Consider the following 13,816-nt stretch of genomic DNA (forward strand, 5'->3'; position numbering starts at 1 on the left):
CGGGCGTCGTGACGCCCGCCGGCTCGATCAGAACGGTGAATCGGGGAAGTAGTACTGCTCGGCGTTCTCCTGGGTGATCAGCGGCGAGCCGAGGATGTACTCACCCACCACCGGGCCGTTGGAGACGAAGTGCTGCACGGTGAGATCCATGGCGGTGGCGATCATCGCCGGCGGATAGAGCACGTCGACCGGTATCAGCTCGTCACCCTCCATGACCCGCGCGATGATGTCCTTCATGCCCGCCCCGCCGACGATGAACAGCTCATCCTCACGGTTGGCCTGGCGCACCGCCTCGATCACCCCAAGGGCGATGTCGTCATCCTGGGCCCACACTGCATCGATGCGCTCGAAGCGCGCCAGGAAGTCCTGCATCACCTCGAAGCCGTCGTCGCGGTTCCAGTTGGCATGCTGCATGTCGAGGATGTTGATGTCGGAGCCTTCGATGGCCTCCTGGAAGCCTTGCACGCGCTCCTCATCGATCACCGTGGGGATCCCGCGCAGCACCACGATGTCGCCCTCGCCATCGAGCTGGTCGCGAATGTACTCGCCGGACACCCGGCCCATCTCGTGGTTGTTGCCGGCCACATAGAGGTCTTCGATGCCCTCCTGTTCGAGCCCGCGGTCGACCACGGTCACGAACACACCGGACTCCTTGACGCGGCGCACCGGGTCGGTCAGCGGCCCGGACTCGAAGGGCAACACCACCAGCGCATCGATGTTGCGCTGCGAGACCAGGTCTTCGAGGTCGTTGGCCTGGCCACCTGGGTCGCTGGCCGTTGAGATGGTGATCGCTATCTCGGGGTGCAGCGCCTCGAGCCGCTCCTTGGCCTGCTCGGCGTGGAAATTAACCCCGCCGGTCCAGCCATGAGTGGCGGCAGGAATCGATACGCCAATGGTGTAATCCTGTGCCGCGGCAAGGGTGGGTAGCCCTAGTGCCGCGGTTGCGGCGAAGGCCGCTACCGTCATCTTGGTATTTATCATCTTGGTTGTAGGCATGGTGATGCTCCTCTGCTGCTTGTGCTTGTTATGCTGCTGCTTGTATAGGCACCTCATGGCGCCGACTTCCTCCACGACGCGCGCTGCAGGTACACCGCGACGATGATGATGATCCCCTGCACCGTGCCGTTGAGATAGTTGGAGATGGCATCGGTGAGATTGAGGATGTTGCCGATCATGGTCAGCATGATCGCCCCCACTACCGTGCCCCAGATGCGCCCGTGCCCGCCCTTGAGCACGGTGCCGCCAATGATCACCGCGGCAATCGCCTCGAGCTCCCAGAGCACCCCGGTGGCCCCCGATGCCGAGCCCAGCCGCGGCACGTAGATGATGGTCGCCAGCGCCACGCACACACCCTGCAGCATGTAAGTCATGGTCTTGATGCGATCGACGTGGATGGCGCTGTACTCGGCCACCTTCTCGTTGGAGCCGATGGCGAAGCAGTAGCGACCGAAGCGGGTATGGTTGAGCAGGATGTAGCCGACCACCGCCACCAGCAGGAACACCAGTACCGGAATCGGAATCCCCACCAGGCTGCCGTAGTAGACCGGCCGGTAGATATCGCGAACCCCCCAGTCCAGCGACAGGGTGCCGCCATCGGCGAGGTAGGTCACCAGCGAGCGGTAGATCCCCATGGTGCCCAGGGTCACGATAAAGGCCTCGATCTTGCCCTTGGTGGTCACCATGCCGTTGATGAAGCCGGCACACAGCCCGAGCAGCAACGAGGCACCGATGCCCAGTAAGATCGTGGTCAGGCCGGGGCCGAACTGCTCGACCAGGCTGTTCATGAGGATGATCATCACCCCGGCGATGAAGGCCGCCATCGACCCCACCGAGAGATCCAGCCCGCCGGCGGTAATCACGAAGGTGGCGCCAATGGCGATGATGCCGATAAAGGCGCTGCGGGTCAGCATGTTGGAGAGGTTGTCCAACCCCAGGAAGGCCGGGTTGATCAACACCCCCAGCAGCGCCAACGCCATCAGCGCAATGAACGGCCCCCAGGTCTTTAGATCGAAGGAGGCTTGGCTCCGAGCGACTGACTTGTTGTTAGGCACGACGCTGTTCATCGACTCCCACCCCCTTGATACCCGATGCGTACTGCATGATTTCGTGTTCGTTGATCTGCTCGCCCTCGAGCACCCCGGTCAGCACCCCGGCGCACATCACCGCCACCCGGTGCGAGAGGCCGATCAGCTCTGACATCTCCGAGGAGATCAGGATCACCGAGCATCCGGCCTCGGTGAGTTCGCGCACGAAGTGATAGATCTGATGCTTGGTGCCCACGTCGATGCCGCGGGTCGGCTCGTTGATGATTACGATCTCGGGATCGATGGTCATGACCTTGGCCAACAGCAGCTTCTGCTGGTTGCCGCCGGAGAGCTCGGCAGCGGTGCGCGCTTCGGTACGCAGGCGGATGTCGAAGCGCTCGATGGCCTCATGAAAGGCCTGCTCTTCGCGACGGCGATCGATCAGCGGACGGCAGTAGGCGCGCAGGTTGAGCAGCGTGAGATTGGGGCGCAGGCCCATGTTGAGGACCAGCCCCTTGCCCTTGCGGTCTTCGGTGAGGTAGGCGATGCGCTGGCGCACCGCGTCGCGAAGGTGGCGCAGCGCTACCGGCTGGCCATTGCGCAACACCTCGCCCGCGCTGCGCGGACGCAGCCCCAGCAGCGCCTCGATCAGCGCCGTGCGGCCAGCGCCGACGACCCCGCCGAAGCCCAGCACCTCGCCGCGGCGTAGCGTAAAACTCGCTTGCTTGACGGCCCCGGGCACCACCATGTTGCGGGCCTCAAGCACCACCTCGGCGTCGCTGGCCAGCGCACTGCGCTCGGGGTACATGTCGGTGATCTCTCGCCCCACCATCAGCCGCGCCAGCGCTTCCTTGCTGCGCCCGGCCATCGGGCCACTATCGATCAAGCGACCGTCGCGCAGCACCGTGACCCGGTCGGCGATCCGCTCGATCTCGCGCAGCTTGTGAGAGATATAGAGAATCGCCACGCCGCGCTCACGCAGCCGCGCGATCAGTGCGAACAGCACCTCGACTTCATGCTCGGTAAGGGTGGCCGTGGGTTCATCCATGATCAGTACCCGCACGTCGCGGGTGATCGCCTTGGCGATCTCGACCATCTGCTGGTCGGAGGTGCTGAGGTCCTTGACCCTGGCACGCGGGTCGACCCGAGTCTCGAGTTCTGCCAGCGCCTCACGGCAGCGCTCACGCATGGCCTTACGGTCGAGGAATAGGCCGCGGCGCAGTTCGCGCCCCAGGAAGATGTTCTCCTCGGCGCTCAACTGCTCGGCCAGGGCCAGTTCCTGATGGATCATCACCACCCCGTCGGCTTCCGCTTCGCCACTGCCACGATAGTGGCGCGCCTCTCCGTCCAGGTGGATGTCACCGGAGGTGGCACTCAGATAGCCCGAGAGGATCTTGACCAGGGTGGACTTACCGGCGCCGTTCTCGCCCAGCAGCGCGTGCACCTCACCCGGCACCAGGTCGAGGTCGATATCGAACAGCACCTGGTTAGGGCCAAACGAGCGGCAAATACGCCGTGCCGACAGCAACGGCTGATCCTGAGTGCTCATCAGCCCCACCCCGCATCGACAGGAAATTCCTGTCCGGTCAACTGGGCACTGTCGTCAGCAGCCAGGAACAGCACCATCGGCGCCACATGCTCCGGTGCCAGCCGCACCTTCAAGCACTGGTGCTGCTGGATGCGTGCCTCGTCCTCGGGGCCGATCCACTTGTCGAGCTGGCGCTCGGTCATGATGCAGCCAGGCACTACCGTATTGACGCGAATATTCTGTTCGCCCAGGTCCCGCGCCAGGCTGCGGGTCAGGCCGTGAACCGCTGACTTGGCAGTCACGTAGGTGGGCAGGTTGCCCAGCGCCAGACGCACGCTGATCGAACCGAAGTTGATGATCGAACCGCCACCGGCCTGGGCCATCCGCTCGGCCACCGCCTGGCTCGAGAAGAACATTGGCCGCAGGTTGAGCGACATGCGCTCATCCCAGTAGTCGACGCTCACGTCACGCCAGTCGTGGCGGTCGTCGTTGGCAGCGTTGTTGATCAGGGTGCGAATCGGCCCATGGCGTTCACTCACCTGATCGATGACGGCCTGCAGGGCGGCGATGTCGCGAATGTCACAACGATGATAGTCAGGGGCGCGGCCGGTCTGGGCCTCGAGATCGCGACACAGCGTCTGGCTGGCGGCATCGTCGATATCGACGAAGGCGACGCGTGCCCCCTGATGATGAAAGGCCTTGACCAGAGCCGCACCGATTCCGCCACCGCCACCGGTCACGAAAACAACGCGCTCATCAAGACTGGGATAGCGGGCCATCGGCTCGCGCATGGCAATCTCCCCTGTTGTTATTGTCAAAAGCTGTAGAGCAGCTGGCTTATATTTAATTTAGACCCTAAAATAAATACCTGCATATGCAACTTAGGTCGCATTTTTGTCCATCGCTCGCCCCTGGCAGCGCAGCCCGTGGCAGCATGGCGACTCTGGTAGACTGCCCCGACCCACAGCAACGGCGAGTCCCATGGCCTATCAGCCTCATGACAGCAGCCGCCACGACAACACCCTGGCGGTCATTCGCAGCCTGCGGGAGCAAGGCCCGGTGGCGCGCGTCGACCTTGGCATCCTCAACGGCATCAGCTCGGCGACCGTAACCTCGATTAGCGCTGATCTGCTGCAATTGGGGCTGATCACCGAGCTTCCGCCCGACGTGCAGCGCCCGAGCGGACGCGGGCGCCCCAAGACGCTGGTCCAGCTGGCCCCGGAGGCGGCCTGCGTGATCTGCGTCAAGCTGTCGATCAATGAACTGCAACTGGTGGTGGGCGACTACGCCGGCCAGCTGCAGCACAGCGAGCACCACAGCGTAGCGACCCTGGCCCTGACGCCGGATGCTCTCGCCGCACTTCTGGAAGAGAAAATTGCCGCCGTCCGCACCACGGCACTGGCCAGCCACCGGCGCCTGGTCGGCATCTGCTTAGCGGTACAGGGGGTAGTGTCATCCCACAGCGGTACGCTGATCTGGTCGCCGGCATTGAGCTTTCGCAACGCGCCGCTCTCGGCTCCACTGGCCGACCGCTTCGATTGCCCGGTACTGCTCGAGAACGATGCCAACTGCATCGCCAGCGTACTGGCAACCAAGCCGGCCTATGCCGGCTATCCCAATCTGGCAGTGATCATGCTGGGGTACGGCATCGGCATGTCGGTGATGATCGACGGCGTGCCTTTTCTGGGAGCCAACGGCTCCGCGGCGGAGTTCGGTCACAGCAAGTATCAGCCGGGGGGGGCGCTGTGTGCCTGCGGCAAGCGCGGCTGTATCGAAGCCTATGCCAGCGACTATGCGCTCTATCGCGAAGCCCGCGAGGTGCTCGAGTTACCCGCCGGCGACAGCGCCCACCCCTCGGAGCAGCAGATGCAAGCGCTGACTCAGCTGGCCATGCAGGGCAACCCCGAGGCCCAGCGCATCTTCGCCGAGGCAGGGCGCGCGTTGGGCTACGGTATGGCCAATCTACTGGCGCTGTTCAATCCCGATCTGGTGCTGGTGACCGGCTCCGGGGTACGCGGCTACGCGGCCATGCAGGAGGCCATGCAGGACGCCATCGACGAGGCGCTGGTCAGCGAGCTGATCGGCCCCACACGTATCGTCAGCTGCCCCTGGGATCGCGACATGACCTGCCTCGGCGGTATCGCCATCACCTTGCAGGCGAGCGATTCATCGCTGCTTTCGGGGCGCTAGCGCCCCGCTACCCGGTCTTACTCGAAGAAGGCCTCGCCGGCATCACGCTGGCCATACATGAAGGCGTCGGCAACGTGGCGCAGCGGCGCCACGTCGACCTCGCGTCGGCCGCTTGCGATCAGCTCGGCGAAGCGCGCATAGAGGCCAACATACTCGCGCTCGGCTTCTTCTCGCACGCGCTGCCCAGCAATGCTCAAGCGGCAGCCGCCCTGGGTCAGGCTCAGGGAGCCGGCATCGGTGTCGACATGGATATCCCAGGTCGGCGGGCCGCTCTGGCGAAAGTCGAATTCGGCCCCGATGGTAGCGCCCTCTGGGTCGCTGAAGCTCAGCTCGGCGGCGATCGGCGTCTGGCAGTTGCTGGGTACCAGCAGTCGTGCCCGACGCAGGAAGAACGGCTGGGGCAGGATCTCGGTGGCGATCGACAGGGCATTGATGCCGGGATCGAAGACGCCCATACCGCCCGGCTGCCAGATCCAGGCCTGCCCTGGATGCCAGACCCGCACATCCTCCTTCCAGACGATCTCGACGCGCTCGATGCGCCGCTCGGCCAGCCACTGGCGCGCCTCGGCAACCCCCGGGGCGAAACGCGAATGCCAGGCGGCGAACAGCGTGACGCCCTGCTGGTTGGCGACGCCGATCAGGTCTTCGACCTCGCTCAGGGTCGCCCCGGGCGGCTTCTCTAGCAGCACGTGCTTGCCGCGTGACAGCGCCAGGCGTGCCTGGGCGTGGCGCAGATCGGTCGGGGTACAGATGGCTACGGCCTCGATCTCGGGGTGAGCATCGAGCATGGCGGCCATATCGGCGTAAGCCGGCACCTCCGCCAGTGAGGCATGGGGATCGGCGGTGGCCCTTAGCCGACAGCCGGGCGTCTCGGCAATGGCGGGCAGGTGCTGGTCGCGGACGATCTTGCCTACGCCGACCAGCCCAAGCGTTATATCAAACATGTATCGACCTTGTTGCAGATAACCAGGACAGTGGGAAACAGCGCCTTAAGGCAACTCGACACAGCGCCCCAGCGTGCTGGTACCAGGCTCCAGGCCCAGCGCATCGGCGGTGCCGGCGAGCACCGCCTGGGCGGCCAGGAAGGCCTCACGCGGGCGACGCATGCGGATGCTCTCCATCAACACGCGGTGACGCTCGAGGCTATCGTCGGGATCGTTGGCGCTTTCGTTGGACATCGACACCAGCAGGTGAATCGAGGGGCGCAGGATATGCGATAGCTGCGCCCAGACGATGTTGTGGGTGGCCTTGAAGATCGCCACGTGAAAGGCCACGTCGCACTCGCTGTGCAAGCGTCGCTCCTCGGCGCAACTGGCGTTGCGCAGGTTCTGCCCCAGCCCTTCGAAGGCCTCCTCGATGGCGACCAGATCGCGCGCCTTGGCACGCCGCGCCGCAGTCATCGCCACATAGGGCTCGACGTCGAGACGAAAGGCCAGGATCTCACGCTGGATCTCCGGGTTGGGCGCCGCATAGCGGGTCATCCATTCGGTCACCTGGGGGTCGAGGATATGCCACTCGCTGTATTCCCGTACCTTGGAACCGTGGCCGGAGATGCGTTCGATGATGCCGGCATCGACCAGCTGACGCAGATCGCTGCGCACCGCCGAGCGGTTGATAGCGAACCGCTCGCAGAGGTCCAGTTCGCGAGGCACGAAGTCGCCGGGCTGGTAACGCCCGGCAAAGATCGATTCGGCAAGATGCTCGGCGATACTGGGTCGCGCCGTAGGCTTGGCTGCCGCAGGCTTGGAGAGTGGTGACGTCAAAGCAGTAAGCCCCTGTTGCGATTCCTCGATATCATACCGTATCCGCGCCCTCCGCTCGCTGTTGTAGCGCCGCTCCAGCGCCGGCGCGCAGGCGCAGTTCCAGCCGTCGCTCGTAGAGCCCTTTGACGGTGAGCGTACCTAGCACCAGGGCACCGCCCACCAGCGCCATGGGCGCCGGCTGCTCGGAAATGATCCACCATGCCAGCAGCGTGCCCACCACCACTTCGAGCAGCAGCAGCAACCCCACCTCGGCGGCAGGCAGATAGAGCGGGCCGCGCTGCAGCAGGGTCACCCCGCAGGGCACGATGATCAGGCACAGCAGGACCACCACCGCGAGCTGGTTTGTCGCCGGCAGCGAGGGCTCGCCGCCGGCCAGCCAGAATAGCCCGGCCACGCTGCCGACGATGATACCGTTGAATACCAGCATCGGGCTCATGTCGATCCCGGGCCGGGTGCGGCACAGGGTGAAATTGATTGCCAGCGTCGTGGCCGCCATCAGGGCAAAGGCGTTGCCTACCCAGGACCCCGCGCCGGCGTCGTCCAAGGCAATCATGGCGATCCCCGCCAGGCACAGCCAGATCGCAATCCAGGTTCGCCGCGGCAGGCGCTCCTTGAGCACCACCCACGACAGCGCCGCAGCAATCAGCGGTGCACCGGCCAGGATCATCAGCACGTTGCCAGCCTTGGTGTACTGGTTGCCGAGCACGAAGCCGCACGTCGTCAAGCTGAACAGCAGTGCCACGGCGATGCCGGTCCAGCCACAGCGGCGATAGACGCCCCAGATACCGTTGCCGTGACGCATCAAGGCAATCAGGAAGAACCCCAGCGCCGACAGGAAGCCGCGCCACATCAGAATCTCGGCGTCGGGAAGGTTGGCGACCTTGATCAGCAGCGCATCGGGGGCCATGATCAGCGCCCCACCGGCGGTCAGCAGCAGGCCCTGCTGGCGGTGGGAGAGCGATGCAAATGCCGACATATCAGTGGTTGTCCCTGGGCGGGCTGCGCCGCGCCACGTCGCGGTACTTGGTGGCCGACTCGAGGGTCATGCCGCGGTCCAGTGGTTCTACCATGCTGCGCTGAATCTCCTGCCAGGGGGTCTGGTGGTCCGGATAGCGATAGCCGCCCTGCTGTTCGAGACGCTGGCGACGCGCGGCGAGCTCGGCATCATCGACCAGCAGCCGCACCTCGCGCCGCCCCAGGTCGATGCGCAGCCGATCGCCATCCTCGAGCAGCGCCAGGCCGCCGCCGGTGGCCGCCTCCGGGGCGGCGTTGAGAATCGACGGCGAGCCGGAGGTCCCCGACTGACGCCCGTCGCCCAGGCACGGCAGCGACTCGATACCGGCACGAATCAGCGCTTCCGGTGGCTGCATGTTGACCACTTCGGCGCCGCCGGGGTGGCCCACCGGCCCGGCGCCGCGCATCACCAGCACGGTGCGCTCGTCGATCTCGAGCGCCGGGTCGTCGATGCGGGCGTGATAGTCCTCGGAGCCATCGAACACCACCACCTTGCTTTCGAAGGCGTTGGGGTCGTCGGGGTCGCTGAGAAAGCGTTCGCGAAACTCCCGCGAAATCACACTGGTCTTCATCAGCGCCGAGTCGAACAGGTTGCCCTTGAGGTTGAGAAAGCCGGCGTGCTCGACCAGTGGTTCGGCATAGCGGCAGATCACCGCAGGATCCTCGATCCCGCGCCCCACCAGGTTGTCCGCCAGGGTACGACCGTTGACCGTCTGAACGTCGCCGTGCAGCTTGCCGGCGCCGAGCAGCTCGCCCATCACCGCCGGCACGCCGCCGGCGCGGTGGAACTCCTCGGAGAGAAAGGCGCCGGCCGGCATCACGTTGGCCAGCAGCGGAATCTCGTGCCCCAGCCGTTGCCAGTCGTCGTTATCCAGTTCGACCCCGGCGTGCCGGGCGATGGCGTTGATATGCACCGGCGCGTTGCTCGAGCCACCCAGCGCCGAGCAGGTAACGATGGCGTTCTCGAAGGCGTCACGGGTCAGTACGTCGCTGGGACGCAAGTCATCCCAGACCATGTCGACGATGCGCTCGCCGGTCTGATAGGCGACCATGGCGCGCGCCTTGTAGGGCGCGGGAATCATCGCCGAGCCGGGCAGGCTCATGCCCAGCGCTTCGGCAAGCGAGTTCATGGTCGAGGCGGTGCCCATGGTGTTGCAGTGGCCCACCGAGGGCGCCGAGTCGGTGGCCCGGGCGAGGAACTCGGCGTAGTCGATATCGCCGGCGGCGAGGCGCTTGCGCAGCTCCCAGATGATGGTGCCGGAGCCAACCCGGTCCGGCCCACGCCAGCCGTTGAGCATCGGCCCACCGGAGAGCACGATGGCGGGAATGTTGACCGTGGCCGCAGCCATCAGCGCCGCCGGGGTGGTCTTGTCGCAGCCGGTAGTCAGTACCACGCCATCCAGCGGATAGCCGTGCAGCACCTCGACCAGCCCCAGGTAGGCGAGGTTGCGATCCAGTGCCGCTGTCGGTCGCCGTACGTTTTCGTGGATCGGGTGCATCGGAAACTCGAACGGCACGCCGCCGGCGGCGCGAATGCCATCCTTCACCCGTTTCACCAGCTCGATATGATGGCGATTGCACGGCGTGAGGTCAGATCCCGACTGGCAGATGCCGATAATCGGCTTGCCGCCGGTCAGTTCCTCCAGCGTCAGGCCGTAGTTGAGGTAGCGCTCGATGCACAGCGCCGTGGTGCCCGGGTGCTCGGGGTTATCGAACCAGTAGCGCGAGCGCAGCTGGTCGGGGCTGATACGGTTGTGTGTTGCCATCGTCTTGCTCCACCCGCTGATTCAATACCAGCGATCAATGTCGGTGTTCAGTGCGAGTGCCGCGGTACCTCAGACCCACGACAGCCCACCAGGAAGTCGAAATCGCAGCCCTCGTCGGCCTGCAGCACATGCTCGATATACAGTTGGCGATAACCGCCATCGCTGGCGATGCGCCGCGAGGCCGCGCCGGGATCGTCCTGCGCCAGGCGCGCGGCGAGCTCGGCGTCGTCGATCTCCAGCTGCAGCTGGCCGGCCTCGCAGTCGAGGCTGATCCAGTCGCCGTTGCGCACCGCCGCCAAGGGACCGCCAGCAGCCGCTTCCGGTGCCACGTGCAGCACCACGGTGCCATAGGCGGTGCCGCTCATGCGCGCATCAGAAATCCGCACCATATCGGTGACGCCCTGCGCGAGCAGCTTGGCCGGCAACCCCATGTTGCCCACTTCCGCCATGCCGTGATAGCCGCGCGGTCCGCAGTGCTTCATCACCAGGATACTGTCGGCGCTGACCTCGAGGTCGGGGTCGTTGATGCGCGCCTTGTAGTCGTCGAAATTCTCGAACACCACGGCCTGGCCGCGGTGGGTCATCAGCTCGGGGGTCGCCGCCGAGGGCTTGAGCACGGCGCCTTGGGGCGCCAGGTTGCCACGCAGCACGCACATGCCGCCATCCTCACGCAGCGGCTTGTCCCACGGACGGATCACCACGTCATCGTAGAGGGGCGCATCCTGCACGTTGTCCCACAGCGTCTTGCCGTTGACGGTCAAGGCATCCCTATGGGGCAGCCGGTCGGCCTCGCCCAGGCGCTTGAGCACCGCCGGCAGGCCACCGGCGTAGTAGAACTCCTCCATCAGGAAGCGCCCCGAGGGCTGAAGGTCGACGATGGTCGGCGTACCCCGGCCGATGCGCGTCCAGTCGTCCAGTGGCAGATCAACGCCGATGCGACCGGCGATCGCCTTGAGATGGATCACCGCGTTGGTCGAACCGCCAATGGCAGCGTTGGTGCGGATAGCGTTGGCGAACGCCTCGCGGGTCAGAATCTTCGACAGCTTGAGGTCCTCGTCGACCATCTCGACGATACGATTGCCGGACAGGTGCGCCAGCACGTAGCGCCGCGCGTCCACCGCCGGAATCGCCGCATTGTGCGGCAGCGTAGTCCCCAGCGACTCGGCCATGCAGGCCATGGTCGAGGCAGTGCCCATGGTATTGCAGGTGCCTGCCGAGCGCGACATGCCGGCCTCGGCGGCCATGAAATCGTGCAGCGAGATGGTGCCGGCCTTGACCTGCTCGGAGAGCTGCCAGACCACGGTGCCGGAGCCGATGTCCTTACCCTTGTGCTTGCCATTGAGCATTGGCCCGCCGCTGACCACGATGGTCGGAATATCGCAGCTGGCTGCGCCCATCAGCAGCGCCGGGGTGGTCTTGTCGCAGCCTACCAGCAGCACCACGGCATCCAGCGGATTACCGCGGATCGCCTCCTCGACGTCCATACTCGCCAGGTTGCGGGTGAACATCGCCGTCGGCCGCAGCAGCGACTCGCCGTTGGAGAACACCGGGAACTCCACCGGATAGCCACCGGCCTCCAGAATCCCCTTCTTGACGTGTTCGGCGAGCTTACGGAAGTGAGCGTTGCAGGGCGTCAGCTCCGACCAGGTGTTGCAGATACCGATGATCGGCTTGCCCTGGAACTCGTGGTCGGGGATGCCTTGGTTCTTCATCCAGCTGCGGTACATGAAGCCGTTCTTGTCGGCGCTGCCAAACCATGCGGCCGAGCGAAGGGGGCGTTTGGGCTGGGAGTTCATGGGCGCCTCATTTGATGCCAGCGAGATGTCATGAATTGACGGTAGCGCTCTTGCCCCCACTAGTCGACACATACAAAAGTATATGTTGAACAAATTGCCAATAAGTCCGACATTCTTATCAGGCACGACGACTGAATCGTCGTGCCGACCTAGTGATCGTCACTGACAAAAACAACCTGCGCAGTCAGCGGGCACGCACGCCACCGCGTCCGCAAGGCTGCTCATGGAGGCTCTCAGCATGCATTTCTCGCTACACAAGCTCACGCTGGCCATCACCGGCGCCACGCTCTTCGCCACCTCGTTTGCCCATGCCAACACCCCGGACCTTTCCGATCCGCCCCCCATCGAGGGCGAGGTAATCACCGAGGATCTGGGCTCCCACAACATTCGTGTCGGCCTCGGCCTGGCCGAGACCTCACCGCTGTATATTTCCACCCAGCATTTCGGCGACATCCTTTCCGAGCGCACCGAAGGCCGCCTCACTGTCGACGTCTTTCCCAACAGCCAGTTGGGTGATGACGCTCAGATGATGGAGATGCTGCAGACCGGCTCGCTGGACATGACCATCCCGTCGACCTCTCCGGCCACTACCTACGTCGAAGAGCTGGCGGTATTCGATCTCCCGTTCCTGCTGCCATCCCGTGAAGCGGCCATTGCCGTCATGGAGAGCGATGTGGCGCTGGACCTTCTCGATCAATTCGACGGTACCGGCATCAAGGCCTTCGCCTACCACGAGAATGGCTATCGCCAGTTGACCAACAGCGTGCGCGCTGTCGAGTCCCCCGAGGATGTCGCCGGCCTCGATGTCAGTGGCCTGACCATCCGCACCATGGAGAACCCGGTGCAGCTGAGCATCTGGGAAGCGCTCGGCGCCAATCCCACGCCGATGGCGTTCGGTGAGGTGTTCTCGGCCATGGAGCAGGGCGTGATTGACGGCCAGGAGAACCCCTGGAGCACCATCCTTACCTCCAACTTCCATGAGGTGCAGGACTACGGCTCCGAGACCCGTCACGTCTACACGCCATTCATCATCATGATGTCCGAGCGCACCTGGGATCGACTCGACCCGGCCTACCAGGAGCTGGTCGAGGAAGCGGCCCGTGAAGCGGCCGCCTACGAGATCCAGCTGGCCACCGAGTATGATGATTGGGCCCGCGATCAGCTCGAAGAGCGCGGCATGCAGATCACCCGCCTCGACGATGACCAGATCGCCGCCTTCCAGGAGGCCGTGCAGCCGGTCTACGACCAGTGGGCACCGCGCATCGGCGAAGACCTGGTCGCCGAGATCCAGCAGATCGTCGAAGACACCATGAACGACTAAGGCGTCTGCCCTCGGGCATCCCATGAGTCAGACGCGGGGCAGCAGCCCCGCGTCACCATCGTTCATCCCTGGAGCGTCAATGGATACCCCTCATACCCCACCCCCGGATCCGGCCGAGTTTCTCGACGACCCCCGCCGCAAGCCGCTGGAGATCGACACCGAGCAGCGTCGTGGCCCGGCGGTATTTCGCTGGCTGACCGTCGGCATGGAGCACCTGATCGCTGCCCTGCTGGTGGCGCTGATCGTCTCGGTGTCGGCCAACGTGGTCGGCCGTGCGCTGCTCAACCACTCGCTGCCGTGGGCCGACGAGCTGGCGCGCATGCTGTTCATCTGGCTGATCTTCACCGGCGCCGCGGCGGCCTTCGCACGCTTTGAACATATCGCCGTGGATTATCTGCTGCGCAAGCTGCCGGC

12 protein-coding genes are annotated in these 13,816 nt (G+C 64.9%); 3 read left to right on the top strand and 9 right to left on the bottom strand.

The annotated features are described in order from the left end of the window. Nucleotides 1-27: 27 nt before the first annotated feature. Genes BLT16_RS17615 through BLT16_RS17630 form a run of 4 tightly spaced genes read right to left on the bottom strand, consistent with a single transcriptional unit; the run spans nucleotide 28 to nucleotide 4,343 of the window. Complete coding sequence (locus BLT16_RS17615; RefSeq protein ID WP_245701748.1) at nucleotides 28-996, bottom strand: ABC transporter substrate-binding protein; 969 nt, start codon at nucleotides 994-996, stop codon at nucleotides 28-30. 53 nt (nucleotides 997-1,049) lie between these two features. Then, nucleotides 1,050-2,063, bottom strand: coding sequence for an ABC transporter permease (locus BLT16_RS17620; RefSeq protein WP_089659942.1), 1,014 nt, complete (start codon nucleotides 2,061-2,063; stop codon nucleotides 1,050-1,052). After that, nucleotides 2,044-3,573 (bottom strand): sugar ABC transporter ATP-binding protein, encoded by a 1,530-nt coding sequence (locus BLT16_RS17625; RefSeq protein ID WP_089659945.1) that lies wholly within the window; start codon nucleotides 3,571-3,573, stop codon nucleotides 2,044-2,046. The genes BLT16_RS17620 and BLT16_RS17625 overlap by 20 nt, the downstream gene beginning before the upstream one ends. Beyond that, nucleotides 3,573-4,343 carry an SDR family NAD(P)-dependent oxidoreductase gene (locus BLT16_RS17630; protein WP_089659947.1) on the bottom strand — a complete coding sequence of 257 codons (771 nt, stop codon included), beginning with the start codon at nucleotides 4,341-4,343 and terminating at the stop codon, nucleotides 3,573-3,575. Before BLT16_RS17630 ends, BLT16_RS17625 begins: the two co-directional genes overlap by 1 nt. Nucleotides 4,344-4,533: 190 nt before the next feature. Between BLT16_RS17630 and BLT16_RS17635 the strand changes: the two genes are divergently transcribed. After that, a complete protein-coding gene (locus tag BLT16_RS17635; protein ID WP_089659949.1) occupies nucleotides 4,534-5,742 on the top strand; it encodes an ROK family protein in 1,209 nt (402 codons plus the stop codon). Between the two features lie 17 nt (nucleotides 5,743-5,759). Here BLT16_RS17635 and BLT16_RS17640 read toward each other — a convergent pair whose 3' ends face one another. The 5 genes from BLT16_RS17640 to BLT16_RS17660 are packed head-to-tail and all read right to left on the bottom strand — an operon-like array spanning nucleotide 5,760 to nucleotide 12,081. Further along, the gene (locus BLT16_RS17640; RefSeq protein WP_089659951.1) at nucleotides 5,760-6,686 is read right to left on the bottom strand and encodes a Gfo/Idh/MocA family protein; all 927 of its coding nucleotides are present in this window, start codon (nucleotides 6,684-6,686) and stop codon (nucleotides 5,760-5,762) included. 45 nt (nucleotides 6,687-6,731) lie between these two features. Next, nucleotides 6,732-7,505 (bottom strand): FadR/GntR family transcriptional regulator, encoded by a 774-nt coding sequence (locus BLT16_RS17645; protein ID WP_089659953.1) that lies wholly within the window; start codon nucleotides 7,503-7,505, stop codon nucleotides 6,732-6,734. Between the two features lie 31 nt (nucleotides 7,506-7,536). After that, on the bottom strand, nucleotides 7,537-8,481 hold the full coding sequence (locus BLT16_RS17650; protein ID WP_089659955.1) for a DMT family transporter: 945 nt from the start codon (nucleotides 8,479-8,481) through the stop codon (nucleotides 7,537-7,539). 1 nt (nucleotide 8,482) lies between these two features. Then, nucleotides 8,483-10,285: an IlvD/Edd family dehydratase gene (locus tag BLT16_RS17655; protein WP_089659957.1), complete on the bottom strand. Its 1,803-nt coding sequence runs from the start codon at nucleotides 10,283-10,285 to the stop codon at nucleotides 8,483-8,485. A 47-nt stretch (nucleotides 10,286-10,332) separates the two neighbouring features. Next, the gene (locus BLT16_RS17660; protein ID WP_089659959.1) at nucleotides 10,333-12,081 is read right to left on the bottom strand and encodes an IlvD/Edd family dehydratase; all 1,749 of its coding nucleotides are present in this window, start codon (nucleotides 12,079-12,081) and stop codon (nucleotides 10,333-10,335) included. A 238-nt stretch (nucleotides 12,082-12,319) separates the two neighbouring features. Here BLT16_RS17660 and BLT16_RS17665 point away from each other — a divergent pair, with 238 nt between their 5' ends. Both BLT16_RS17665 and BLT16_RS17670 read left to right on the top strand, forming a co-directional pair. Then, nucleotides 12,320-13,402, top strand: coding sequence for a TRAP transporter substrate-binding protein (locus BLT16_RS17665; RefSeq protein ID WP_089659961.1), 1,083 nt, complete (start codon nucleotides 12,320-12,322; stop codon nucleotides 13,400-13,402). 79 nt (nucleotides 13,403-13,481) lie between these two features. Next, nucleotides 13,482-13,816: TRAP transporter small permease (locus BLT16_RS17670; RefSeq protein WP_143025090.1), on the top strand; the 335-nt coding region annotated here is incomplete at its 3' end.

This window comes from Franzmannia pantelleriensis (assembly GCF_900102875.1).
In the GTDB taxonomy this organism is placed as follows: domain Bacteria; phylum Pseudomonadota; class Gammaproteobacteria; order Pseudomonadales; family Halomonadaceae; genus Franzmannia; species Franzmannia pantelleriensis.